Genomic DNA, 23,811 nt, shown 5'->3' with positions numbered 1-23,811 from the left:
TTCTATATTTTTGACTTCTAGTATTATGCCGTTTATTCGCCTAATTTAAAGTTTACCGTAATAAACCCTATTTGTGTTTCGGGTGCGTTAGAGTCGGGTTGCCATTTGTACTTTCTAGCTGTTGCCAAAGCTGGTTCTACCAAGCAAGGATTTGTATTAGTTGTTCCTTTGGTGTATTTAGCAGCAATTACATTGCCACTTCTGTTAACTGTAATTTGAACTACAACGGTTCCAAATTCATTACATTTTTGCACCTCTTTTCCTCTAGAGCTTATACTGCGACCATTTAGTCCCCAACCGCTTCCGTTACCAGTTCCTCCTCCTGATCCATAGTAGCTATTGGCATAGGGATTTCCATTAATACTTCCTTTGTCTCCTGCCGTGTTATCTGATCCTTCTCCACCTTTTGCTTTTCCGTCAGATTTAGGGCCGTTTATAAGGCTAGAGAGCGCATCAGAAGTACTTTGTGAAGGCTTTGGGCTTTCCTTTGGTTTAGGTTTAACCTCTTCGGTGGCTACTTGCTTTGTGGGTTGCGCTTTTTTTACTGCTTTCATTACTACAGCTTCTTCGATATCTTGTGACAATATTTCATCTTCACTTGAGGCAGCTGCTTTGGCAGTAGTAGGTTGCGGAGCAGATTGAATGGCTTCTGTAGGTTGAATGTCTCCAGATCCAAATTCAGTAGTGCCAAAATTAATGGCGATACCATTTTCTGGCGGTGGATCTAATGAAGTTAATCCTAAATAGAAAAACAAAGCAAAAAGAATCACAAAAATAATTGATGTGATTGTAAATGATTTCTTTTCTTCTTTTGTTTCTAAATATTTCATGTAGAATGAATCGGTTTTCTTTATCTGTAGTTCCTATTATTTTGGCCTTACAGCTAAAACTACTTTGATTTGATTTCTGTTTGCAATGTCAAGAACATTTACTGCTTTTTCTATTGGTACGCCTTCTTCTGCTCGTAAAATAATAGCTTTAGTTTTATCAGCAGTAAAAAGCGAAAGTAATTTTGACTCAAGTTCTGATTCAAGTACAGGCTCTTTGTCAATAAAAAATTCTAGTTTTTTATTGATGCTTACCGCTATATTTTTATTGCTATCTGTTTTCCCTTTTGCTTTTGGTAATACTAAGTCTAATGCATTAGTTGTAACCATTGTTGAAGTTAGCATGAAAAATATCAATAACAAAAAGACAATGTCTGTCATGGATGACATATTGAATTCAGCGCTAACTTTATTTCGTCCTCTTAAATTCATAATTATGCTGGGTCATTAAGTAAATCTAAAAAGTCAACTGCATTGGCTTCCATTTGATGTACAATTTTGTCTGTTTTAACTACTAGGTGATTGTATCCTACATAAGCAATAATTCCTACTACAAGTCCTACCACAGTAGTTGTCATAGCGGTGTATATACCCTCTGAAAGTGCACCAACTTCAATTTGACCACCAGCAGTAGCCATTTTATGGAAGGCTTGTATCATACCCACTACCGTTCCTAGGAAACCAGTCATTGGTCCAGCACCTGAAATGGTTGCTAGCATACTCACATTCTTTTCTAGTTTATATATTTCAAGTTTCCCAGCATTCTCGATTGCGGTATTAATATCGTCTAGTGGCTTTCCAATTCGTGAAATTCCTTTTTCAATTAGGCGCGCTACAGGAGATTTAGAGTGTGCACAAGCTATTTTAGCGTTATCAATACGTCCATTTCTGATGTTATCTCTTATCTGACTCATGAAATTGCTGTCAATTTGCGAGGCTGCATTAATGGCCATGAGGCGTTCAAAGTAAAGGTAAAGTGCGACAAAAAACATAAGGAATAAAGCGACCATAATGATTTGTCCTGCTAATCCTCCGCTAGTTAGTAGCTCAATGATGGATAATGTTTTTTCAACAGGAACAGCTTCTGCTAAATTTTCACTGGCAACAGATAAAGTATCTGCTTGTAACAATAGGCTCATATAATTTTTCTTTGTTATTGAAACGCTAATATATTATAAAAATTGTTAGTTTTTAAGATTAAAATGGTAAAGAAATGCATAGTGATACAAACTATTGAAAGTCGTTTGTAATCTGGTAAAAAAAAATCAGTTTGATAAATTTACGTTGCTGTATTTTTATCAAACTGATTGTAGAATATGCGTAATGTAACAGAAGTTTGTTACTTCAAATTTATGTTATAAAGTGTTAAACTAACTGTTTTAATGCTATTTCGAAAGCAGTTGCACTGATGTTTGTTTTAGAGCTGCTTATCGCATGTGCTTTCTCAATGGCGTTTTTAATTATTTCTGATGTATCGTGAAAAACGGCTTCGTCAGTTAATTCTACTTTCTTTTCCATGAAGTAAGCAAAAACACGAGCCATACCACAATTAGAAATGAAGTCAGGAATCAAACTTACCTTGTTATCTACGTTTTCCATAATTGGTCCGAAAAAGATAGCTGTATCAGCAAAAGGTACGTTTGCTCCACAAGAAATTACCTCGAGTCCATTAGCAATTAAACTGTCAATTTGTGACTGAGCAACAAGACGAGATGCTGCGCATGGTGTGAAAATCTCAGCGCCTATGGTCCATATTTTTTCGTTTATTTCGTCAAACGGAATCATATTGTCAGCGACTAATTTGTTACCGTCTTTGTTTAAAAATAAAGTTTTAATTTCATCAAATGAAAATCCTTCTTCTTTAATAAGTCCACCATCACGGTCAATAATTCCGATTACTTTTGCCCCCATTTCAGCTAAATAAAAAGCTGCAGCTGATCCTACATTTCCAAATCCTTGTACGATTGCTTTTTTACCTTTTACATCACCACCATAAATGTTGTAATAGTGACGAACAGCTTCGGCTACACCATAACCAGTAATCATGTCAGCGATCGTATATTTTCTAGCTACATCAGGTGAGAATTTTGGGTTCTCTATTACTTTAACTACGCCTTGACGTAATTGTCCTATGCGGTTAATTTTGTCAGCTTCAGTAGGTTTAAAATGTCCGTTAAAAACACCTTCCTGCGGATGCCATACACCGCACTCCTCGGTCATAGGAATCACTTCGTGAATCTCGTCTACATTTAGATCGCCACCCGTACCATAATAACTTTTAAGCAAAGGAGATACAGCCTTGTACCAGCGTTGCAGTACACCTTTCTTTCTAGGGTCATTCGGATCAAAATTAATTCCAGATTTAGCACCACCAATAGCAGGACCAGAAACTGAAAATTTAACTTCCATTGTTTTAGCCAAAGATAAAACCTCATTCATGTCAAGTCCTTTTCTCATACGTGTTCCACCACCGGCGGCACCACCACGCAATGAGTTGATCACCGTCCATCCTTCTGCTTCTGTCTCTGGATCTTTCCAATTAAAAACAATTTCTGGTTCTTTATTTTCGAATTTATGCAGTAAATCTTTCATTTTGTTGCGATATGTTTATTTTTAGCAAATATAAAAAATAGAATAATGTGAAATATATAATTTACTCATTATTTTTGATTGTAGATTTTTCCTGAGCAATGATCGTGTATAGCACCTGTTACGCTGCTTAAAACATTTATTTCACCACGCAGTTTTAGTACACCTAGAAAACCAAAAATTAATGCTTCTTTAAATTCTAGTGTTTTGCGATCAGGAATGATTATTTCCATTTCTGGTAATTGCTCCTTGATTTTTTCAATTAAAAAATCATTGTACGCTCCTCCGCCTGTAACTAGCATTTTTCCTTCCTTGATATTTAGTGCACGCGATACCTGAGATGCAACGTGTTTTATAAAGGTGTTTAATTTGTCTTCAATAGGAATATTGTACTGCTCCATCAGAGGCAGCACCGTTTCTTTTACAAATTCAAAGCCTAGAGATTTGGGATAAGACAATTTATAAAATGGTAATTCGTTCAGCTCATTAAGCAAATCGTTTTGACATTTTCCGCTTTTAGCCATTAACCCTTTGTTGTCGTACTCAAAACCTAATAAGGTTGCATAATAATTCAAAATAGTGTTTACTGGTGAAACATCGAAAGCAACACGTTTTTCGTTTTCTATAAATGAGATATTCGAAAAGCCTCCTAAATTCATGCAGTACTCATAATCAGAAAATAATATTTGATCACCTATTGGTACTAATGGAGCTCCTTGTCCTCCTAACTTTACATCTTGAACTCTAAAATCGCAAATGACTGTATTTTTCGTCAGAGTAGCAATTAAGGGTAGATTTCCTATTTGTAGTGTATAACCTTTTTGAGGTTGGTGCAAAATAGTATGTCCGTGGGAACAAATTGCATCTAGATTTTTTATTTTCTTTATTTTTAAAAAATCATTAATAACTGCGGCTAAAAGTTGGGTATAATCTTTGTCTAAATGCGCTAGCTCCTCATGTGTCAGCGACAAAGCTGTTTTTAATTTGTTTAACCATTGCGTTGAGTAGGATACAGTTTCGGATTCGAGGATTTCAAATTCCCATTTATTGTTGCATATAGTAAATACAATGCGTGCCAAATCTATTCCATCTAATGATGTTCCGGACATCACTCCTAATACAGTATACTTTTCTTTAAACATTGGCTAAAATTACGAAATCGTTTGAAATGCGAGATAAAATAATTACTTTTGTGAACAAATTTAAGAACAAATAATTTACAATAAAAGTATATGGATTTTAATCTAACCGAAGAGCATTTAATGATTCAGCAAGCTGCTAAAGATTTTGCTGTAGCAGAATTATTACCAGGAGTTATTGAACGTGATGAGCATTCAAAATTTCCAACTGAGCAGGTGAAAATGATGGCCGATTTAGGTTTTATGGGAATGATGGTGGATCCTAAATACGGTGGATCTGGTTTAGATAGTATCTCTTATGTGGTTGCAATGACTGAAATTGCTAAAGTAGATGCTTCTGCTGCGGTGATTATGTCCGTAAATAATTCGCTTGTATGTGCAGGTATTGAAAAATATTGTAACGAAGAGCAAAAAATGAAATATTTAGTGCCGCTTGCCAAAGGGGAAGTTATAGGTGCATTTTGCTTATCGGAACCAGAAGCTGGTTCTGACGCAACATCTCAAAAAACAACGGCTATTGATAAAGGAGACCATTACTTATTGAATGGAACTAAAAATTGGATTACTAACGGTTCAACTGCATCGACTTATCTTGTAATTGCACAGACTGATGTTGAAAAAGGACACAAAGGAATCAATGCTTTCATCGTTGAAAAAGGATGGGCTGGTTTTGATATAGGTCCTAAAGAAAAGAAAATGGGTATTCGTGGTTCAGATACGCATTCATTAATGTTTAATGATGTAAAAGTTCCAAAAGAAAATAGAATTGGTGAAGATGGTTTCGGATTTGCTTTCGCAATGAATGTATTAAACGGAGGTCGAATAGGTATTGCATCACAAGCATTGGGTATTGCAACTGGAGCTTATGAGATTGCCTTGAAATATTCACATGAAAGAAAAGCATTTGGGAAAGAAATTTTCAATCACCAAGCAATTGCATTCAAATTAGCTGATATGTATGTAAAAGTTACTGCAGCTAGATTGTTAGTAATGAAAGCAGCTTGTGAGAAAGATGCAGGAATGGATATTGCACATTCTGGTGCGATGGCTAAATTATACGCTTCTGAAATTGCATTAGAAGTAGCTAATGAAGCCGTTCAAATTCACGGTGGGAATGGTTATGTTGCTGAATACCATGTAGAGCGTATGATGCGCGATTCTAAAATCACTCAAATTTACGAAGGAACTTCAGAGATTCAACGTATTGTAATTTCTAGAGGTTTAGTATAGTATCTTTTCAAATGAATTCATATAGCCCTTTCTGATAAGTGATCAGAAAGGGCTTTTTTTTAGTATTTTTTCTTCTTTTATGTAGTTTCTTTAATTGTTAGGTAAAAGACTTTTGCTCATATCATAAGCAAGTATGCAATACTCATTTGTGTTGAATTCAAATTCACCAATGATTACCCAATTTAGTTTTATCGTGTGTGCCTTTAGAGAGGCTATATTTGTTCTGTTTATAAATGTTAAACTAAGCGGAAAGCTTTTTACCATTTCCTTTCTCATGAATTCAAAAAACGGAATGATAAGTCCTTTGCCTCGGTAGTCAGCATGAATACAAATAGGGCCATATTGAAAACTATCGGTAGTATTTATTTTGAAATTTTTAAATTGTAAACTTGGAAAACAAGTAATCATGTGTCTAAATATTGGCCATTGGCAATAGTAGTTCCAGTCAGCTGCAAAAATATAGGCGACAAGTTTATCGTTATCTATCGCAACAAATAAACCTTTTTGACCAATAATGGCGATGAGTTGATCTGTGGTAAACCGAGTGGTTACAAAACCTGCTTGCTTTTCTTTTTGAGATAAATTATCTACTAAGTATAATTCTTGCAAAGCTAGTATACCCTCAATATGGGATAGATCGGCAATTTTTAATACTAATGGTGCTATCGTGTTTGTAATCATGTCCGTTAAATTTTTGACCCTGTAATAGTACTAAAAAAAACAGAAATAATAGTAAAAGTTTATCTCACAGACGAACCCTTTTTGATGGTGCTATTTTTATTAGATTTGTTTATTTTTGTGTTATGAAAAATATTATTGTTACCGGAACGAGTAGAGGAATAGGATATGAATTAGCGCTTCAATTTGCTAATGCAGGTCATCAAGTATTAGCCATTTCAAGAAAAACCCCAAAAGCACTTCTCGAGCATGAAAACATTAGTTGCTTATCTTTGGATTTAGCTATAGAGACTGATGTGCAAGCAGTAGAAACTTTTATAGCAAACTCATGGAATACAGTAGATGCCATCGTTCATAACGCAGGAAGTTTAGTAAACAAACCTTTTGCGCAGCTTACCCAAGCCGATTTTGAAAACGTTTACAGAGTAAATGTGTTTGGAGTAGCTAACTTAACTCGAGTTTGTATTCCGTTTTTACCAAAAGGAAGTCACGTTGTCACCATTAGTTCGATGGGTGGTATCCAAGGAAGTTTAAAGTTTCCAGGTTTAGCAGCTTACAGTTCAAGTAAGGGCGCGGTGATCACTTTATCTGAATTACTAGCTGAGGAGTACAAAGAGCAAGGAATTGCCTTTAATGTTTTGGCGCTAGGATCGGTACAAACAGAAATGCTCGAAGAAGCTTTTCCAGGATATCAAGCACCTATTTCAGCCGAAGGAATGGCAAAGTACATTTATGATTTTACCTTAACTGGGAATGCTTATTTCAACGGCAAAGTCTTGCAAGTTTCTTCTACCAACCCATAAACAGAATCCTTGAGCGATACCTTAGCTAAATTTCTACCTGATCACGCAGTCAAGCCCGCCTTTGAGCTTATTGTCACTCATGGTGTGCACTTAAAAATCGTTAATGAACGAGCTACGCGTCATGGCGATTATAGAAAAGGACATAACGGGAAGCACGAAATCACCGTAAACGGAAGTCTTAATAAATACCGGTTTCTCATAACCCTTATTCATGAGATTGCCCATTTGGTAGCTTTCGAAAAGTACGGTCGCAACATAAAACCACACGGTCACGAGTGGAAGCACACTTTCCAGCAGCTAATGGTGCCATACATTCGTCCCGAAATTTTCCCTAATCAATTGTTACCCTTGCTTGCTAGGCATTTTAGAAACCCGAGCGCTAGTAGCGATACTGATACGACTTTGTCACTTGCGCTAAAGCAATTTGACCAGCAAAACGACAAAAACTATGTATTCGAAATTCCCTATGGTAGCGTGTTCCGAATCAAGAATGGTAAAGTTTTCAAGAAAATAGCAGTTCGTACCAAGCGATACGAATGTCTGGAAATTAGTACCGGTCGCTTGTATCTTTTCAATCCAAATGCTGAGGTAGAGTTGCTCCCGTTTCATTAATTTTTCTAGGGCCTAATCCTGCCTTACGCTGCAATCCGCCGTTGTATCGCTTTTTTTGTTAGGTCCTAGCAATAGCTTCCTTTGGTCGCTTTGCTACTCCCACAAAAAACAGCTTTACTGCCTGCGGGATTTCCGCTGCAGTCAGGGGCAAAAGCGATTGGAAGTATAAATACGCTTAGTATAAATACAAAACCTCAGAAAAAACTTTCCCGATATAAAATGTATGCGGTAAAAGTTCTATATATTTGATCATAGCTATTAGTTAGTAAACAGATTAGTCACCTAACCACATTTAAAATAATGGAAGAAAATTTAGTGCAAAACTGGATTGATACGGATAAAAAACTTTACGATTTAATAGTTGAGATTGAATCCACTGTAACTTCATTCACAGAACAAGCTGCTATGGCTTTTGAAAAATTGTCCAAATTATATAATATCCCAAGAATGCCAAGTGATATTGATGATGAAGGTGTTGACAATGACGAAGAGCTTGATGGGGTGATAGTTAAAAGATCGCTCTTTGAGGAACACGCATTGATTAAATACCTTGCAGACGAAGAAGACGATCCACGTAGCCTAGTATTGTCAGCTGCCTTTCACTTACTGAATGATTATCGAGTTGATTTATTCCAAGTCGCTGAAAAGGAGTTTGGGGAAAACATCCCTGAAAAATGTAAAATTGGAATAAAAGGTGAAGGGTTTAACGGAGAAGTTGTTTTTCCTCAAAAAGAATCTAAAAGTTGGTTTGAATTAGGTTGCAAAATAATGAAACAAATTAATTAAATACGTTTGCAAAAAGCCGCTTCTCGCAATTGTGAATTCTCTAGTAAATTCATGTTTACGTTTCACAAGAAATTTTATCTTTAACGGAAAATTTAGCCGTTTCAAATTTCTAGCTATTTTTCATAGGAATAACGTTATCCGTCAGTTTCTATTGATATTAGAAATTCTAAAGAAAATATAGTAAAGTAAGAATAACCTGTGAAAGAAAAATATTCAAGAATAACGTTCAAGTTATTGCTTTTAATTCCGCCTCTATTTATTTTATTTGTGGCAGATCAATTTATACTACCACAAAAACAAATTAACGATCGGATTAAAGAATATAAAAAAATTGTAGTAAACAAACGAGGAAAATTTAGCACTAGGAGTTCTCAAGAATTAATTGGGTATCGATATCACACTCATAAAGGTTACGAGTTTGCTACAGCAAAAACGTATATCGAAGAAAATGAAATCATCATTAGTGAAAGTTATTTATTTCAAAGCATTAGCAGCGTGAAAACGATGACTAAAGACTATTCAAAAGAGCTGATGTCTGGATCCAATGGCGCTTGCTTTTATATTGCAATTGGTTTATTTGCATGTTCGATTATTAGTTTACTGAACTTAAAATTCAACACTACATTATCTGAAAATGGCTTTCAAAATATCATATTGTCTAATGTGTTTTTACTAATAATATTTTTATATTTACTTTTGTTCTATAGTTGATCACTAAGAACTAAATAGTGTATAATACAGCAAATATATGTACTGTTTTTTGTGTAAAGCGGAAAGTACATGCTGTTTTGGTATGGCACGAATAGTGCTAATAAAACGCTAAAGACATTCATCATCGAACTGAATAAAAGTAGCGCAATTGTTCTAAGCAGTTGATGAAAACCAAACGAGATTTTTGATAAAAAACCAATTTATAAACTCAAATTACTACTAATGAAACTATTTAAATTTTCCATGAGTTTGTTGCTATTAGTTGTTGCGACAAGTTGTGTGTCTACTGTTGCATTAAATCAACAATTTTATAATTCGAAAAAAGTCGGTGTAATTGTGCAAGTAGATAGTATCTCAATGGCAAAAGCTGGTGGTCAGGGATTGCTGGATATGGCACTAACCTCCGGAAATAGATTTACGGAGCCTCTAAAAAATATTGAGCCAAAGTTTAACGTGCAAGAAAAAATAAAAAATGAGATTGCTGTTATCTTAAAGTCAAAAAACAAGCAATTTGAATTTTTGAACGAAAAATTAAATTATGAAGGTTTAGACAAATTTGAGAAACCGAATTCTGACGTAAAATACAGTAAAAAAGATTTCAGAAATTTGAAAACGACAAACAATGTAGATGAAATTTTGTATCTGAATGTCAAATACGGACTTTTGGTTAGCTATTATGGAATGATAGAATTAGATAAACAAGGTTACGTGCTCATTAGCAGTGAACTAGTAGACTTGAGTAATAATTCACTTTTGCAACAAGAAACTTTCCAAGCAATTGCAAAAATGAAAGGCAATTGGAAAAAAGGTGACGACTATGAAAACCTTACCAACTCTATTCAAGAGGCAATAGATAATGCGGTTCTTTCCCTGAAAACGAAGTTTTAATAAAAAATAAGTACAGTAGTCTTACTGAGTACTGTACTTTTTTATATTTACTTTTTTAGACGAGCATACCGCTGTTTTTGTGCGATATGTTGGTTCTCATAAACTTGTCTTATTTTATTAATTTACTCTTTTAAATAGGCTTCTCTTACTTTTCTAAATAAGTTAGAGGAGTATACAAAATCAACGACTGCTTCGTTATCTGTTCTAAAAATTTCCTCTTTAGTACCTTGCCACGCTTTTACACCATTTTTTAAGAACAAAATGTTGTCACCTATTTCCATAACCGAGTTCATATCATGCGTATTAATCACGGTAGTAATATCATATTCTTCAGTGATTTCTTTAATTAGGTTGTCGATCAATGTAGCCGTATTAGGATCTAGTCCAGAGTTGGGTTCATCACAAAAGAGATATTTTGGTTTGTTTACAATAGCTCTCGCTATAGCAACTCTTTTTTGCATTCCTCCTGAAATCTCAGAGGGTAGTTTGTTATGAGCATCTGTTAATGCTACTCTTTGTAAAACAAAATCAACTCTTTCTTTAATTTTGGCTTTATTATCTCGCGTAAACATTTTTAACGGGAAAGCAACATTTTCAGCTACAGTCATGGAGTCAAACAGAGCACTACCTTGAAATACCATTCCTATTTCGGTACGCAACTCTCTTCGGTCTTCATCATCTAGATTGCCGTACACACGTCCATCAAACTCAATAGTACCTACCTCGGGACGGTGAATACCTAATAAGCTTTTTAATAATACCGTTTTCCCAGAACCACTTTGACCGATGATCAGATTGGTTTTTCCAGTTTCAAAAACGGTTGAAATTCCTTTAAGAATTTTGCTTTCTCCAAACGATTTCTCGATGTTTTTTACTTCTATCATGCTCCTAGTAACAATTGTGTTAATATATAATTAAAAAGTATAATACATACTGATGTCCATACAAATGCCACTGTACTTGCTTTTCCAACTTCTAAAGCTCCACCTTTCATATAATAACCATGAAAAGAAGGGATTGTTGCTAAAAGCATAGCAAATACTAAAGTTTTTATAAAAGCATAAGCAATATGAAACGGAATGAAATCCATTTGAGCACCCATAATAAATTCTGAGCTAGAAGTAAAACCACCATAAACACCAGCCATCCAGCCTCCTAAAACGCCTAAAAACATGCTAATTCCAATCACAAATGGGTACAATAATAAAGCGATAATTTTTGGAAATACAAGGTAATTTAAGGAGTTAACACCCATAACTTCCAGTGCATCTATTTGCTCTGTTACACGCATGGTTCCAATACTAGAAGTAATGAAAGATCCCATTTTTCCCGCCATAATAACAGAGATAAAAGTAGGGGCAAATTCTAAAATCACTGACTGCCGTGTAGCGAATCCAATAAGGTATTTTGGGATTAAGGGGTTAGTAAGATTCAGTGCCGTTTGTATCGCTACAACACCTCCTACGAAAAAGGAGATAAAAGCAACGATTCCTAATGAATCAATTACAAGGTCGTCAATTTCTTTAAAAATAAGATTGCGCATCACAGACCATTTAGTTTGTTTACTAAAAATTTCTTTTAGCATCAAAAAATAGCGTCCTAATTGCGTTATATATCGAATGAGCATCATAATAGTGTGAATATGGGCTAAAATACAAAAATAGTAAATAGTATCTAGCACTTAGTAATTAGTTATGCGGGCATTTATTTAAAAAAGCTTCTCTTTCATCTTTTTTAAACGGTAGCTTTTAATGAATTTTGCTTGATCAGCGGTTACCATTAAAGGTATTTTGGCGACTTTTGCTTTGAGAAATCCTTGAATGTAATCAAAAAACAACAAAGGTTTCTTTTTCATAAAAGACAACTTAGCCGATGCAATAGCCGTAATGAGAAGTCCATAACCTAAAGTATAAAAAGCTTCTCCTTGTTTGTATCTAGCGGTTTTGTTGTAGTTAGCTCCCGTAGGTTTTAAGTGCTTTACGTGTAATGAAGCATCAGTGATGACTTTCCAATTATAAAATTTACAAAGTAATTCGTCAACGGTATCCCAGCCCATTTGTGCTTTTAAGCCACCTATTTGTTGGAAAGTTTCTTTCCTGTATGCCTTGAGCGCACCACGGATATGGTCTTTATCGGTTAGGTTTTCTAGAACCCAGTCCCCATTTTTCTCGATGTAACAAAAACCACCTACCATTCCTATCATAGGATCTGATTGAAAGTGTTTGGTAATGGTTTCAAAATAATTGGAAGGGAAAATTAAATCAGCATCGGCTTTCATTACTACATCATAAGCGCCATCTAACGTTTCTAATCCGGTATTAAAAGCTTGTATAACTTTACTTCCTGGTAAGTGAATAGCACTGGATTTTTTTTCTACTAGGCTAATACACGGATGCTCTTTGGCGAAAGCCAAAACTATATTGGCTGTATTATCTGTAGAATTATCGTTTACAATCACTATTTTTTTAGGTAGTAGTGTTTGTGTAACTAAAGATTCTAGAGTCAAACCAATTAAGGCTGCTTCGTTGTGCGCCGGTATAACGATGTAATAGTTCATTCAAGTATTTTTATTTTCCAAATATTAGGCCGTAGTCAAAAATCAAAAAGCAGTACAGTCGATTTTAGCTCTTAATTTTCTCAGCGTAAACCATATAATATCTTGGTGTGAAGAAACGCAATAAAGGACGGAATCCAATTTTTTTAACTGGATGTGTGAATTTTTCACGAGCCACTATTTTCCAACCTGTTTTTTCTAATAGCCAATCTAGTTGCCAATCTTCAAATTCGTGATAGTGTCTGTCCCATTTATCTGTTTTGCTACGGTAAGCAGGGGAGAACCAAAGTCGCAACGGGATTGAGATGAGTAATTTATCGCATTTTACACTTTCTAATATGGTGTAGGGATTGAGTAAATGCTCAAATATCTCGAATGCTGTGAAAACATCGTAAGCTTCATTTTTTAAAGCGGATTGATTAGTATCTAAATCTTCTCCAGTTGTGTTTTTAACGATATATCCATTTTCTAACATGATCTGAGAAAACGGATTAGATACGCCTAAATCAAATATGGTTTCAGAGGTAGCAACGTGTGCTTTTAAAAAGGCTAAGGTGTGTTTGAATCTTTTATTAGGAAACGTTTTTTCGTACATAGTCGATGCGAGTAACGAAAGTGACTTTCGTTCGTTATGGTTTATAGTTTGCAAATGTACAAAGATATATTTTTTCTACTGTAGATTTTTCTACTGATTGTTTTGATGCACTCCATGGAGATGGGAAACTTTAATTTTTTGTAAAAAAGAAGTCCGCTATCGATAAATAGCGGACTTTCTTTAAAATATATTTCGATTTTTTAATATCGGTATATAAATGCATTTACATTCATTCCAGCTCCTACGGAAGCAAAAAGTAGAATGTCTCCCTTTTTGATGCTTTGATCCTTAATTTCCCCACGAATTAATAAATCAAATAATGTTGGTACTGTGGCTACACTACTGTTTCCTAATTCATGAATGCTCATAGGCATGATGTCTTGTGGTACTGGACGGTCATGCAATTTGTAAAAACGTTGTATAATTGCTTCGTCCATTTTCTCATTGGCTTGGTGAATAAGAATCTTTTTCACATCATCAATAGCAATTCCGCTTTTGTCTAAACAGCTTTTCATTGCAGCTGGGACAGTTGTTAAAGCAAATTCGTAAATTTTACGGCCGTGCATTTTGATGTAACGAGTATCAGGATCTAAATCAGTGTTGTATGACTTTCCGAAGAACAAATAATTGGCTTCATCCATGGCATACGTTCCGCTTTCGTATGATAGCATTCCCGTTTCATCATCTGATCCTTCGATAATTGCAGCTCCTGCACCATCAGAGTAGATCATAGAATCTCTATCATGATCGTCTACTACTCTAGATAGGGTTTCTGACCCTATTACCAAGCATCGTTTCGCCATACCAGATTTGATGAATGCATTGGCTTGCAAAACACCTTCTATCCAGCCTGGACAACCAAAAAGGATGTCATAAGCTACACATTTAGGATTCTTTATTTGTAATTTGTTTTTTACTCTAGTTGCTAGACTTGGAAGCATGTCTGATTGTGTTGTACCTGCTTTTACATCTCCAAAATTGTGAGCAAAAATAATATAATCGATTGTTTCAGGATCGATACCTGCGGTAGCAATCGCTTTCTCAGATGCTAAAAAAGCCAAATCAGATGAATTTTGGTCTGTTTCCGCATAGCGCCTATGCTCAATTCCTGTGATCCCTTTAAACTTATTAATTATGATATCATTTGGGCGTCCAAATGGGGTTCCGTCTTCATTTAAAAAAACATGATTTCCAAAGTCGGTATTACTTACTTTCTTTTTAGGAATGTAACTTCCTATTCCAGTTATTTTTATTTTCATCGAATTGTTTTCCAAAATTTTAGGCTAATTTAAAGATAAAAAAATAATTCTAGCCAAGATATTTACTATGCGTGCATATAATTATGAAATAGTATATTTTTTGCTAAAATACTGAGGAATTTTCAATGAATCTATAAAATTAGTATTTATTATAAATAGTGATTTACTGATTGTGTAATTAGTGGCGCAGTATTTATTTTGTGAATGCAGGGATAAATTAGCTCCTTCTTACAAATGATTGAGCAAAAAAAATGCCTCGAATTTTTCGAGGCATTTTCAAAATTATTCATTCTTAGTCTTACATGTATGCTTCGATAGGAGCACAGCTGCAAACTAAATTTCTGTCGCCATACGTTTCATCTACACGACGAACGCTAGGCCAGAATTTATTATCGGATACATAGTCTAATGGATAAGCTGCTTTTTCTCTACTATAAGGTAAAACCCAAGTATCAGCAGTTAACATATTTAAAGTATGTGGAGCGTTTTTCAAAACGTTATTAGGCTCATCAATAGAAGCCGCTTCTATTTCTTGACGAATAGAAATCATTGCATCACAAAAACGATCTAATTCGGCTACGTCTTCTGATTCTGTTGGTTCAATCATTAGGGTTCCAGCAACTGGAAAAGAAACCGTTGGTGCATGGTAACCGTAATCCATTAAGCGCTTAGCAATATCAGAAACTTCGATTCCTTTTTCTTTGAAAGATCTACAGTCAAGAATCATTTCGTGTGCAGCTCTTCCTTTTTCACCTACATATAAAATAGGGTAGTGCTCTTCTAAACGAGCTTTCATATAGTTAGCGTTTAGAATTGCGTATTTTGTAGCATTTGTAATACCTTCAGAACCTAACATGCATATGTAACCGTACGAGATCAAGCAAACTAATGCAGACCCGTAAGGTGCTCCAGAAATGGCCGTGATCGCTTGGTCTCCACCAACTTGTACTAATGGGTTGCTTGGTAAAAAAGGAACTAATTTTTCGTTTACACAAATTGGTCCTACACCAGGTCCACCACCTCCATGAGGGATTGCAAATGTTTTGTGTAGGTTTAAGTGGCATACGTCAGCACCAATAGTTGCAGGATTTGTTAATCCTACTTGTGCGTTCATATTTGCACCATCCATATAAACTAATCCACCATTGTCATGGATGATTTGAGTAATTTCTCTAATAGCACTTTCAAACACACCATGTGTAGAAGGATAAGTTACCATTAAACAAGATAATTCATCTTTATATTTCAATGCTTTTTCACGAACATCTTCCACATCGATATTACCGTTTTCCATTGTTTTAGTAACGATAATAGTCATTCCGGCCATCGCTGCTGATGCAGGATTTGTTCCGTGTGCTGATGCAGGAATTAAACAGATTGTTCTTTTTTGATCTCCTCTTGAATGGTGGTACGCACGAATGGTCATTAAACCAGCATATTCTCCTTGAGCTCCAGAGTTGGGTTGCAATGTAGTTCCGGCAAAACCAGTAATTACATTTAATTGGTGCTCTAATTTTTTTAGCATTTTTGTGTAGCCAGCTACTTGATCCAATGGTGCAAATGGGTGAATGGTATTCCAGTAAGGCATACTCAATGGTAGCATTTCAGCAGCTGCGTTTAATTTCATTGTACAAGAGCCTAGTGCTATCATAGAATGAGTCAATGACAAGTCTTTGCGTTCTAGTTTTTTGATGTAACGCATTAAACTCGTTTCAGAGTGGTATTTGTTAAATACTTCATGTGTTAAGAATTCCGATTTTCTGTTTAAAAGCATCGGATAGTTATTCTCTACAGCGTATTCAGAAACCTCGAAAGCTTCTTTTCCTGTCGCTTCTGCAAATATGGCAATCACTTGGTTGATATCAGAGAACAAAATGGTTTCGTTCAATGATATAGAAATAGTTTCGTTGTCAATGTAGTAAAAGTTAACTTCATTTTTTTCAGCGATAGCTTTTACTTTTTGCGCATCAGCTTTAACTACAATAGTATCAAAAAAGGCAGTATTTGTTTGATAAACACCTAATTTGTTTAATGCGCTTGCTAATGTTCCTGCAGATGAATGTACTTTTTCAGCAATGTATTTTAAACCTTTTGGTCCGTGATAAACAGCGAACATTCCTGCCATAACTGACAATAATACTTGAGCAGTACAAATATTAGAAGTTGCTTTTTCACGTTTTATGTGTTGTTCGCGTGTTTGTAATGCCATACGCAAAGCACGATTTCCATCAGCATCTTGTGACACCCCTATAATTCGTCCTGGCATAGAACGCTTGTATTCTTCTTTAGTGGCAAAGTAAGCAGCATGTGGTCCACCATATCCCATTGGTATTCCAAATCGTTGAGTTGTTCCCACTACTACTGCAGCTCCCATTTCTCCGGGAGGTGTTAGTTTTACTAATGATAAAATATCAGCAGCGACTGCTACTTTTATTTCGTTGTCATTTGCTTTTTTGATGAAGTCAGCATAATCATATACTTGACCGTATTTTCCTGGATATTGTAAAATGGCACCAAAGAAATCTTTTGAGAAATCAAATTCTTGGTGATTACCAATCACTAACTCAATGCCAATGGGTGTTGAACGTGTTTGTAAAACAGATAGCGTTTGAGGTAATATTTCCTCAGAAACGAAAAATTTGCAAACATTTGATTTCTTTTGGTCTCTAGTACGAACATCGAACAATAGCGCCATTGCTTCAGCAGCAGCAGTACTTTCGTCAAGTAATGAGGCATTAGCAATTTCCATACCTGTTAACTCAATAACCATCGTTTGGAAATTTAAAATGGCTTCAAGGCGACCTTGAGCAATTTCTGCCTGGTATGGTGTGTAGGCAGTATACCAACCTGGGTTTTCAAAAATGTTTCTTTGAATCGCTGGAGGTACAATTGTTGGATGGTAGCCTAAACCAATATATGATTTGTACACTTTGTTGGTACGACCTAATAAGCGAATGTGATTTGCATATTCGTACTCTGTCATAATGTGCTCCAATTCCAAAGGATTTTTTAAACGAATATCAGTAGGGATAGTTTCGAATATCAACTGATCTAAAGTTTCAACACCTATGGTTTCCAACATTTTTGGTAAATCGTTTTCCCTTGGTCCTAAGTGTCTTAAAGCAAATGAGTCTGTTTTCATGTAAGTATACTAAAGTTGTGTTTTTTGAGTGACGCAAAAATAAGTATTATTAATAATTTAATTCCCGTTTTGCTTGTGATTTTTTATCAATTTATCAACTAATAGGTATGTTTGTTCACAATTGATTAAATTTGTTTAATGATTAGTTTTAAACAAATAGTTGATTTTTATCTAAGAAGCAGCATTCACGTGGCTTTGTCAGTGTATTCACTAGTCAGAATGACACAATTTATGTTCAACATTTCAGTAGATGAACCTATGGCTAACTTTGCTTTTTTAGGTACAATGGTTGGCTATAATTTTGTGAAGTATGATGCTTTGGCCAGAGCGAAGAAAAAGCTGATGCGAAAAGAGTTAAAATTGATCGCTTTATTGAGCTTTTTTGCTCTTATTGGAGTTGGATATTTTTTTTTTCAACTACAATTTTACACACAAATCATTGCCATCGTTTTTCTAGCGTTGACGCTTTTATACACCTTGCCGTTTTTTCCAAACAGAAAAAATGCTCGTAACTGGGCAGGAGTAAAAATTTATATTGTCGCTTTGTGCTGGGTAGGCGTAACTCTCGTACTGCCGCTAATTAATGCAGGCGTTCCTATGGGAGCTGATTTTTACTTAAAATGTGTGCAACGATTTATTTTGGTTTTTAATCTCATTTTGGTATTCGAAATAATCGACCTCGCACAAGATGACCCGCATTTACATACTGTTCCTCAGCAAATTGGTGTCAAGAATACTAAAATTGTTGGTCTACTGTTATTATTTCCTTTTTATCTTTTAGAATTTTTAAAGCATCATTTTGTACAAGAACAGTTAATGGTTAACGGGATTCTAGTTTTGATACTTGCTTTGTTTTTGGCTTTCGCCAATGAGAAAAGGTCTAAATATTACACTTCTTTTTGGGTAGAAAGTATTCCGATTTTTTGGTGGTTGCTTGTGGTGTTTTTTTAAATACAGCCAATCTAAAATGAAAATTGTGTGATTTCTATTTTTCAGTAACAAATTTTAAATAAGTATTTCTCTCAATTAAAAATTGTGTAAGATGTTGCTTCAATGCTAATTTGTCAAATAGTTGACCGAAAATCCCGAACGGAGTTTCATACTCCATTACGTCTGTCATAATAGTTTTTCCATCACTTTCTTCAAAAAAGTGGTGGTGTTTGAAGCTTTTAAAATGACCGTTCAACTGTTCGTCCACAAAGTAAGAAGGCTGTTCCATTTGAGAAATTAATGATTGATGTTGCAAAAAAACACCAAAATGCTTTCCCCGCCAAGTAACGGTTTCTCCCTTATTAATTAATCCAAATGTGGTGCCTGCAATCGCAATTTCGTTGCTTTTACCCGCAGATTCTTGATGAATGTCTATGTTTCTAGCATGATCAAAGACAAGGTGTATTGGTGCTTTGATTATGGTTGTAAGTTTTATTGTAGTCATTATTGCAATAGGTTTTTAAAGGCAGCTTCGATGCTGTTAAATTCAAATTTAAAACCATTTTCCGTAAGTTTCTTCGGAATCACATTTCGGCTTTTTAGAACTAACTCTGTTTCTGTTCGAATGATAAAAGAACCTATTTTTAATAGAAATGTAGGGATTGAAATCCCAATAAACTGTCCCACTGCTTTTCGAAGTTTTTTCATGAAATTAGCATTGGTGATGGGAGTGGGAGATACAATATTAATCACTCCTGTCATTTCTTGTCGAATAATAAATTCAATCGCTTTTGCAAAATCAGTTTCGTGAATCCAACTGATGTATTGGTTTCCTTTTCCCTGTTTGCCGCCCAAGCCAGTTTTAGCTAGCGTTTTTAATGGGATAAAAGCACCACCTTTTTTGCCTAAAACGATTGATGTTCGCAAAGCCGTTTTTAAGGTTTGAGGAGTGTCATATTTAAAGAAAGCTTTCTCCCATGATTGCGCTACATTCATCGAGAAATCATTGCCAATTTCTCCGTTGATTTCATCCATTTGTTTGTCTAGTGAAAATCGATATATTGTTGATGTTGATGAATTCAGCCAATGTTTGGGTGGGTTTTTACATTGCAAAACCGCTTTGTTTAAAATCTTGGTGCTTTCTATTCTAGATAGTAAAATTTCTTTTTTGTTTGCTTTGGTATACCGACAATCGACTGATTTTCCTGCTAAGTTAATCAATACGGTTGCGTTTTCTAATTCGGTTTCCCAACCGTTTAGTTTACGCGCATCCCAATTCACATATTTGATTCCGTTTTCTTCTTTGGATTTTCCTCGTGTAAGAATGACGATTTCGTCAAAAGTCTTTTCGAAATGTTTGACGAGAACTTGACCCAAAAATCCTGTTCCAGCGGCTATGATTAATTTTTTCATGATAGGTAGTATAGACCGCAAATCCATCATATAGGTGAATTCACGGTGATTATTTTCATTATGCTTGTGTTACTGCAGTACGATTGTTTAGTCCTTCTTTGGCTTTTCTTTTTCCTCTGAAAAAGAAATATAAATTTAGAAATAACATAAGGCCTAAATATACAGCAAAGGCTCCAATTTTATAGCTTAATGTCTCTACTAGTTCTTGGTACGTATCTTTGTGAAGGTACATTTCTAGAATCATTAGTGCGAATCCAAGGTTTAGGAGATAGAATCCGGTTTCAAAAAGTTTGTTAGTGGCGTAAGCAATTTCTTCGCGGCCATTGAAGATGTCAAGCATAAAGATTTTACTATTGCGAAATAAAGTTTTACTCACATAATAGGTAAGTGCGACGGCTACAGGTAAATAAATAGCATAACCGATAATAATTTTTGTAGTTTCCATGATGTTTGATTTTTAGAGTATTTTTTTTATGTATTTTGTTAGTATGATGATGTTGAGATAATGCATGAATGCGATTATGAGTATTACAATGGCTGTTTTTGAGGCGATTAGTTCTATCAATTGTGAATAGGTAGTAAGAGCTTTCCATGAAGCCAAGGTCATTGCACAGTATCCCAAATTCAGTAAATAGTATCCTGATAATAATATTTGATTGGTTTGCGTACAGAGTTCTTTGTGATCAGGGATTAATTGTGATACAAATACATTTCCGTTATCGTAGCAGATCTTACCTACTTTTAGAATTATAATTCCGGTGATTGTTAGGTAAATGCAATGCCCTATGATGTTGAGATTCATAACTCTATTTGTTTTTAAACTTTCAGAAAAAAATGAAAGTTTTGTTTAAATTTTTTTAATTCTATTTCATGAATTTCACAACCAACTTAGTCAGCCAATTATCTTTATACTCAGTTATTTTGTCCAAAACATTGTCGGCTTTTAAAACGAAATCATATAATTTAGTCGTTTGATTTACAAAGTGTTTTTCTTCTTCTGTTTGATTGGCTTCAATTGAGGAAACCTCTTTTAAAACCTTCAAAGCCGGTTTTATTTCCCTTTTGCTTCTTTCTCTTGCTATCTTTACAGCTAGTTCATCAAGATCTTTTTCGGCTGTAAAAAACTCCCTGCGTTCGCCAACTTTGTATTCTTTGTAAACAATTCCCCAATCCATCAAAGCGCGTAAATTCATACTAGCATTCCCGCGGGAAATTTGAAGTTCTTCCATCACATCTTCCATCGAAACCGGTTCTGCTGATACCATCAACAGCGCATGTATTTGTGCCATCGTCTTATTAATACCCCATTGGCTACCAAGCGCTCCCCAGGTTTGTACGAATTTGTTTTTTGCTTCTTTGAAATCCATAGTACAAATGTATGTAATAGTTTTTAAACTTTCAATAATAAATGAAAGTTTGTTTAAGAAAAAACCGAAGCATTTCTACTTCGGTTAAAAATTCCTTTTGCAACAATCTACAATAACCCCGCTCTTTTTAACAAAGCGTCTGGTTTAGGTTCTTGACCTCTAAAACGTTTGTATAATGTCATTGGATGTTCTGTTCCTCCTTTAGAAAGTACGTTTTCTTTGAACTTAGTAGCGACTTCTTTGTTGAAGATTCCTTTTTCTTGAAAATATTCAAAGGCATCTGCATCCAGAACTTCGGCCCATTTATAACTGTAATATCCTGATGAATATCCTCCTTGAAAGATGTGTGAGAAAGCCGTACTCATTGTGTTTTCGGCTACGTCTGGATACAATTGTGTGGCTGCGAATTGCTCAGTCTCAAAAGCTTTTACATCAGTAATTGCTGTTGGATCTTGACCGTGCCATCCCATGTCTAATAATCCAAAACTCAACTGACGCATGGTTGCTAATCCTTCTTGAAAACTCGCACTTTCTTTGATTTTATTTACGTATTCCATCGGGATCACTTCTCCAGTTTGGTAGTGCGTTGCGAATAAAGCTAAAGCTTCAGGCTCGTAACACCAGTTTTCCATCACTTGACTAGGTAGTTCAACAAAATCCCAATAAACTGAAGTTCCTGATAAACTTGGGTAGGTCGTGTTGGCTAACATGCCGTGTAATCCATGTCCAAATTCATGAAACAAAGTCGTTACTTCATTAAACGTTAATAAAGAAGGTTTACTTTCTGTTGGAGGTGTAAAGTTACATACGTTAGAAATATGCGGTCTTTCGTTTACGCCATCTTTTACATATTGTGATTTGAATGATGTCATCCATGCACCGTTGCGTTTTCCTTTTCTAGGAAAGAAATCGGCGTAGAAAATAGCCACTAAGTCTTTTTTCTCATCGGTTACTTCATAGGTCATAACTTCTGGATGGTATTTGTCAATGTCAAATACTTCGGTAAAAGTTAACCCATATAGTTTTTGAGCAATCGTAAACGCTCCGTTCAACACTTTTTCTAATTGAAAGTAAGGCTTTAATTTTTCGTCATCAAAATCAAATAATTTTTGCTTCAATTTTTCTGAATAATAAGAGCCATCCCATTTTTCTAATACTTCAATTCCGTCAAGTTCTTTGGCGAAAGCAGTTATCTCAGCGAACTCTTTAAGGGCAGCAGGTTTTGCTTTGTCCAGTAAATTATTTGAGAATGAAAAAACTTTCTCAGGACTTTCAGCCATGCGCTCTTCTAATACAAAGTGAGCGTGAGTAGCATAACCCAACAATTGTGCGCGTTCAAAACGAAGTTTGGCTATTTTTAAAACTATTTCTTGATTGTCACAGTCGTTCTTTTGAAATCCTCGTGCGCCAAAAGCGATCGCTAATTTTTTACGCAATTCACGATTGTCTGCATACGTCATAAAAGGCACGTAGCTTGGGTGGTCTAATGTAAAAATCCAGCCTTCTTTGTTCTTGGCTTTAGCCAATGAACTAGCGGCTTCGATGGCTCCTTCTGGTAAGCCTGCTAGATCTTTTTCGTCTGTCAAATGCATTTCGAAAGCATTGGTTTCTGCTAAAATATTCTCGCCAAATTGCAAACTCAACTTCGATAATTCTTTGTCGATTTCGCGGAGTTTGTTTTTCTTGTCTTCGGGTAAGTTAGCTCCATTTCGAGAAAAGCTTTTGTATTTTTTGTCTAATAAAGTACCTTGCTCTGGAGTTAATGTCAACGTTTCTCTTGAATCATAAACTGCTTTTACACGTGCAAATAACTCGGGATTAAGTCGAATGTCATTTCCGAATTCGGATAATAAAGGAGAAACTTCTTGAGCGATTTTTTGCATTTCGTCATTGGTTTCTGCTGAATTTAAATTGAAGAAAATACTAGAAGCACGATCCAAAATGTCACCTGTGTAATCCATTGCAACAATTGTATTTTCGAATGTTGGCGCTTCTGGATTATTGACAATAGCATCTATTTCTGCTTTTGCCAAAGCGATTCCTTCTTGAATGGCGGGAGCAAAGTCTTCATTCTTTATTTGTGAAAAAGGGGCAGTATCGTATTTTGTAGTAAATTTTTGAGTAAGTATAGTCATTATTTTGTTCTTAATAATCAGTAATAAAAATGAATAGTTATGCTTGCAAATGTAAGGATTAATTAAAAATAGGTAGTAGTACTTGCAATCTCATTACTGTTAAACTTAACAAAAATATTAGCCTGTAAACAGTTGTAATAACTACCTTGTAAC

The 23,811-nt window shown here is 35.2% G+C and carries 25 protein-coding genes; 7 read left to right on the top strand and 18 right to left on the bottom strand.

Annotated features, from left to right (window positions below; translation table 11 throughout):
- Window positions 1–32: 32 nt before the first annotated feature.
- The 5 genes from H8R22_RS09220 to H8R22_RS09200 form a co-directional block, all read right to left on the bottom strand.
- Window positions 33–830, bottom strand: coding sequence for an energy transducer TonB (locus tag H8R22_RS09220; RefSeq protein WP_187010149.1), 798 nt, complete (start codon window positions 828–830; stop codon window positions 33–35).
- A 36-nt stretch (window positions 831–866) separates the two neighbouring features.
- Window positions 867–1,259: an ExbD/TolR family protein gene (locus H8R22_RS09215; protein ID WP_187010148.1), complete on the bottom strand. Its 393-nt coding sequence runs from the start codon at window positions 1,257–1,259 to the stop codon at window positions 867–869.
- Between the two features lie 2 nt (window positions 1,260–1,261).
- Window positions 1,262–1,966 (bottom strand): MotA/TolQ/ExbB proton channel family protein, encoded by a 705-nt coding sequence (locus tag H8R22_RS09210; protein WP_187010147.1) that lies wholly within the window; start codon window positions 1,964–1,966, stop codon window positions 1,262–1,264.
- 226 nt (window positions 1,967–2,192) lie between these two features.
- Window positions 2,193–3,419 carry a Glu/Leu/Phe/Val dehydrogenase dimerization domain-containing protein gene (locus H8R22_RS09205; RefSeq protein WP_187010146.1) on the bottom strand — a complete coding sequence of 409 codons (1,227 nt, stop codon included), beginning with the start codon at window positions 3,417–3,419 and terminating at the stop codon, window positions 2,193–2,195.
- 68 nt (window positions 3,420–3,487) lie between these two features.
- Window positions 3,488–4,558 carry an anhydro-N-acetylmuramic acid kinase gene (locus H8R22_RS09200; RefSeq protein ID WP_187010145.1) on the bottom strand — a complete coding sequence of 357 codons (1,071 nt, stop codon included), beginning with the start codon at window positions 4,556–4,558 and terminating at the stop codon, window positions 3,488–3,490.
- Between the two features lie 90 nt (window positions 4,559–4,648).
- Between H8R22_RS09200 and H8R22_RS09195 the strand changes: the two genes are divergently transcribed.
- Window positions 4,649–5,785, top strand: coding sequence for an acyl-CoA dehydrogenase family protein (locus tag H8R22_RS09195; protein WP_187010144.1), 1,137 nt, complete (start codon window positions 4,649–4,651; stop codon window positions 5,783–5,785).
- 90 nt (window positions 5,786–5,875) lie between these two features.
- Here the strand turns inward: H8R22_RS09195 and H8R22_RS09190 are convergent, their stop codons facing one another.
- Window positions 5,876–6,466: a GNAT family acetyltransferase gene (locus tag H8R22_RS09190; protein ID WP_187010143.1), complete on the bottom strand. Its 591-nt coding sequence runs from the start codon at window positions 6,464–6,466 to the stop codon at window positions 5,876–5,878.
- Between the two features lie 122 nt (window positions 6,467–6,588).
- On the opposite strand from H8R22_RS09190, the gene H8R22_RS09185 reads away from it, so the two are divergent.
- The 5 genes from H8R22_RS09185 (at window position 6,589) to H8R22_RS09165 (ending at window position 10,263) form a co-directional block, all read left to right on the top strand.
- Window positions 6,589–7,266 (top strand): SDR family NAD(P)-dependent oxidoreductase, encoded by a 678-nt coding sequence (locus tag H8R22_RS09185; RefSeq protein ID WP_187010142.1) that lies wholly within the window; start codon window positions 6,589–6,591, stop codon window positions 7,264–7,266.
- Window positions 7,267–7,275: 9 nt separating this feature from the next.
- Window positions 7,276–7,878, top strand: a complete 603-nt coding sequence (locus tag H8R22_RS09180; RefSeq protein ID WP_187010141.1) for a SprT-like domain-containing protein — start codon at window positions 7,276–7,278, stop codon at window positions 7,876–7,878.
- A 300-nt stretch (window positions 7,879–8,178) separates the two neighbouring features.
- The gene (locus H8R22_RS09175) at window positions 8,179–8,664 is read left to right on the top strand and encodes a hypothetical protein (protein ID WP_187010140.1); all 486 of its coding nucleotides are present in this window, start codon (window positions 8,179–8,181) and stop codon (window positions 8,662–8,664) included.
- Between the two features lie 198 nt (window positions 8,665–8,862).
- Entirely contained in the window at window positions 8,863–9,375 is a 513-nt protein-coding gene (locus tag H8R22_RS09170) for a hypothetical protein (protein ID WP_187010139.1), read from the top strand.
- Window positions 9,376–9,597: 222 nt separating this feature from the next.
- Window positions 9,598–10,263, top strand: coding sequence for a hypothetical protein (locus H8R22_RS09165; RefSeq protein ID WP_187010138.1), 666 nt, complete (start codon window positions 9,598–9,600; stop codon window positions 10,261–10,263).
- 122 nt (window positions 10,264–10,385) lie between these two features.
- Here H8R22_RS09165 and H8R22_RS09160 read toward each other — a convergent pair whose 3' ends face one another.
- From H8R22_RS09160 to gcvP, 6 genes are all read right to left on the bottom strand, one after another.
- A complete protein-coding gene (locus tag H8R22_RS09160) occupies window positions 10,386–11,147 on the bottom strand; it encodes an ABC transporter ATP-binding protein (RefSeq protein ID WP_187010137.1) in 762 nt (253 codons plus the stop codon).
- Complete coding sequence (locus H8R22_RS09155) at window positions 11,144–11,893, bottom strand: MlaE family ABC transporter permease (RefSeq protein ID WP_187010136.1); 750 nt, start codon at window positions 11,891–11,893, stop codon at window positions 11,144–11,146. Before H8R22_RS09155 ends, H8R22_RS09160 begins: the two co-directional genes overlap by 4 nt.
- Before the next feature lie 78 nt (window positions 11,894–11,971).
- Window positions 11,972–12,820: a glycosyltransferase gene (locus tag H8R22_RS09150; protein ID WP_187010135.1), complete on the bottom strand. Its 849-nt coding sequence runs from the start codon at window positions 12,818–12,820 to the stop codon at window positions 11,972–11,974.
- 64 nt (window positions 12,821–12,884) lie between these two features.
- Window positions 12,885–13,412 carry a class I SAM-dependent methyltransferase gene (locus H8R22_RS09145; RefSeq protein WP_187010180.1) on the bottom strand — a complete coding sequence of 176 codons (528 nt, stop codon included), beginning with the start codon at window positions 13,410–13,412 and terminating at the stop codon, window positions 12,885–12,887.
- 200 nt (window positions 13,413–13,612) lie between these two features.
- Window positions 13,613–14,671 carry a 3-oxoacyl-ACP synthase III family protein gene (locus H8R22_RS09140; protein ID WP_187010134.1) on the bottom strand — a complete coding sequence of 353 codons (1,059 nt, stop codon included), beginning with the start codon at window positions 14,669–14,671 and terminating at the stop codon, window positions 13,613–13,615.
- Window positions 14,672–14,969: 298 nt separating this feature from the next.
- The gene (gene gcvP, locus H8R22_RS09135) at window positions 14,970–17,813 is read right to left on the bottom strand and encodes an aminomethyl-transferring glycine dehydrogenase (RefSeq protein WP_187010133.1); all 2,844 of its coding nucleotides are present in this window, start codon (window positions 17,811–17,813) and stop codon (window positions 14,970–14,972) included.
- Window positions 17,814–17,951: 138 nt separating this feature from the next.
- Between gcvP and H8R22_RS09130 the strand changes: the two genes are divergently transcribed.
- Window positions 17,952–18,764: a UbiA prenyltransferase family protein gene (locus H8R22_RS09130; RefSeq protein WP_187010132.1), complete on the top strand. Its 813-nt coding sequence runs from the start codon at window positions 17,952–17,954 to the stop codon at window positions 18,762–18,764.
- A gap of 34 nt (window positions 18,765–18,798) precedes the next feature.
- Here the strand turns inward: H8R22_RS09130 and H8R22_RS09125 are convergent, their stop codons facing one another.
- The 6 genes from H8R22_RS09125 to H8R22_RS09100 form a co-directional block, all read right to left on the bottom strand.
- Window positions 18,799–19,248 (bottom strand): SRPBCC family protein, encoded by a 450-nt coding sequence (locus H8R22_RS09125; protein ID WP_187010131.1) that lies wholly within the window; start codon window positions 19,246–19,248, stop codon window positions 18,799–18,801.
- Window positions 19,248–20,156 carry a TIGR01777 family oxidoreductase gene (locus tag H8R22_RS09120; RefSeq protein ID WP_187010130.1) on the bottom strand — a complete coding sequence of 303 codons (909 nt, stop codon included), beginning with the start codon at window positions 20,154–20,156 and terminating at the stop codon, window positions 19,248–19,250. Before H8R22_RS09120 ends, H8R22_RS09125 begins: the two co-directional genes overlap by 1 nt.
- A gap of 58 nt (window positions 20,157–20,214) precedes the next feature.
- Window positions 20,215–20,601, bottom strand: a complete 387-nt coding sequence (locus H8R22_RS09115) for a hypothetical protein (RefSeq protein WP_187010129.1) — start codon at window positions 20,599–20,601, stop codon at window positions 20,215–20,217.
- Window positions 20,602–20,613: 12 nt separating this feature from the next.
- The gene (locus H8R22_RS09110) at window positions 20,614–20,958 is read right to left on the bottom strand and encodes a hypothetical protein (protein ID WP_187010128.1); all 345 of its coding nucleotides are present in this window, start codon (window positions 20,956–20,958) and stop codon (window positions 20,614–20,616) included.
- A gap of 61 nt (window positions 20,959–21,019) precedes the next feature.
- Complete coding sequence (locus tag H8R22_RS09105; RefSeq protein ID WP_187010127.1) at window positions 21,020–21,523, bottom strand: GbsR/MarR family transcriptional regulator; 504 nt, start codon at window positions 21,521–21,523, stop codon at window positions 21,020–21,022.
- 107 nt (window positions 21,524–21,630) lie between these two features.
- Complete coding sequence (locus tag H8R22_RS09100) at window positions 21,631–23,658, bottom strand: M3 family metallopeptidase (protein WP_187010126.1); 2,028 nt, start codon at window positions 23,656–23,658, stop codon at window positions 21,631–21,633.
- Between the last annotated feature and the right edge of the window lie 153 nt (window positions 23,659–23,811).

Origin of the sequence: Flavobacterium kayseriense (assembly GCF_014305095.1) — a bacterium.
In the GTDB taxonomy this organism is placed as follows: Bacteria; Bacteroidota; Bacteroidia; order Flavobacteriales; family Flavobacteriaceae; genus Flavobacterium; species Flavobacterium kayseriense.
Note: the sequence above shows the minus strand (reverse complement) of the source record. Positions and strands in the feature narration are given on the sequence as shown.

Coding starts and splice junctions, on each gene's coding strand:
- H8R22_RS09220 (WP_187010149.1), bottom strand. CDS start 830: ATGAAATATTTAGAAACAAAAGAAGAAAAGAAATCATTTACAATCACA.
- H8R22_RS09215 (WP_187010148.1), bottom strand. CDS start 1,259: ATGAATTTAAGAGGACGAAATAAAGTTAGCGCTGAATTCAATATGTCA.
- H8R22_RS09210 (WP_187010147.1), bottom strand. CDS start 1,966: ATGAGCCTATTGTTACAAGCAGATACTTTATCTGTTGCCAGTGAAAAT.
- H8R22_RS09205 (WP_187010146.1), bottom strand. CDS start 3,419: ATGAAAGATTTACTGCATAAATTCGAAAATAAAGAACCAGAAATTGTT.
- H8R22_RS09200 (WP_187010145.1), bottom strand. CDS start 4,558: ATGTTTAAAGAAAAGTATACTGTATTAGGAGTGATGTCCGGAACATCA.
- H8R22_RS09195 (WP_187010144.1), top strand. CDS start 4,649: ATGGATTTTAATCTAACCGAAGAGCATTTAATGATTCAGCAAGCTGCT.
- H8R22_RS09190 (WP_187010143.1), bottom strand. CDS start 6,466: ATGATTACAAACACGATAGCACCATTAGTATTAAAAATTGCCGATCTA.
- H8R22_RS09185 (WP_187010142.1), top strand. CDS start 6,589: ATGAAAAATATTATTGTTACCGGAACGAGTAGAGGAATAGGATATGAA.
- H8R22_RS09175 (WP_187010140.1), top strand. CDS start 8,179: ATGGAAGAAAATTTAGTGCAAAACTGGATTGATACGGATAAAAAACTT.
- H8R22_RS09165 (WP_187010138.1), top strand. CDS start 9,598: ATGAAACTATTTAAATTTTCCATGAGTTTGTTGCTATTAGTTGTTGCG.
- H8R22_RS09160 (WP_187010137.1), bottom strand. CDS start 11,147: ATGATAGAAGTAAAAAACATCGAGAAATCGTTTGGAGAAAGCAAAATT.
- H8R22_RS09155 (WP_187010136.1), bottom strand. CDS start 11,893: ATGATGCTCATTCGATATATAACGCAATTAGGACGCTATTTTTTGATG.
- H8R22_RS09150 (WP_187010135.1), bottom strand. CDS start 12,820: ATGAACTATTACATCGTTATACCGGCGCACAACGAAGCAGCCTTAATT.
- H8R22_RS09145 (WP_187010180.1), bottom strand. CDS start 13,412: ATGTACGAAAAAACGTTTCCTAATAAAAGATTCAAACACACCTTAGCC.
- H8R22_RS09140 (WP_187010134.1), bottom strand. CDS start 14,671: ATGAAAATAAAAATAACTGGAATAGGAAGTTACATTCCTAAAAAGAAA.
- gcvP (WP_187010133.1), bottom strand. CDS start 17,813: ATGAAAACAGACTCATTTGCTTTAAGACACTTAGGACCAAGGGAAAAC.
- H8R22_RS09130 (WP_187010132.1), top strand. CDS start 17,952: ATGATTAGTTTTAAACAAATAGTTGATTTTTATCTAAGAAGCAGCATT.
- H8R22_RS09125 (WP_187010131.1), bottom strand. CDS start 19,248: ATGACTACAATAAAACTTACAACCATAATCAAAGCACCAATACACCTT.
- H8R22_RS09120 (WP_187010130.1), bottom strand. CDS start 20,156: ATGAAAAAATTAATCATAGCCGCTGGAACAGGATTTTTGGGTCAAGTT.
- H8R22_RS09115 (WP_187010129.1), bottom strand. CDS start 20,601: ATGGAAACTACAAAAATTATTATCGGTTATGCTATTTATTTACCTGTA.
- H8R22_RS09110 (WP_187010128.1), bottom strand. CDS start 20,958: ATGAATCTCAACATCATAGGGCATTGCATTTACCTAACAATCACCGGA.
- H8R22_RS09105 (WP_187010127.1), bottom strand. CDS start 21,523: ATGGATTTCAAAGAAGCAAAAAACAAATTCGTACAAACCTGGGGAGCG.
- H8R22_RS09100 (WP_187010126.1), bottom strand. CDS start 23,658: ATGACTATACTTACTCAAAAATTTACTACAAAATACGATACTGCCCCT.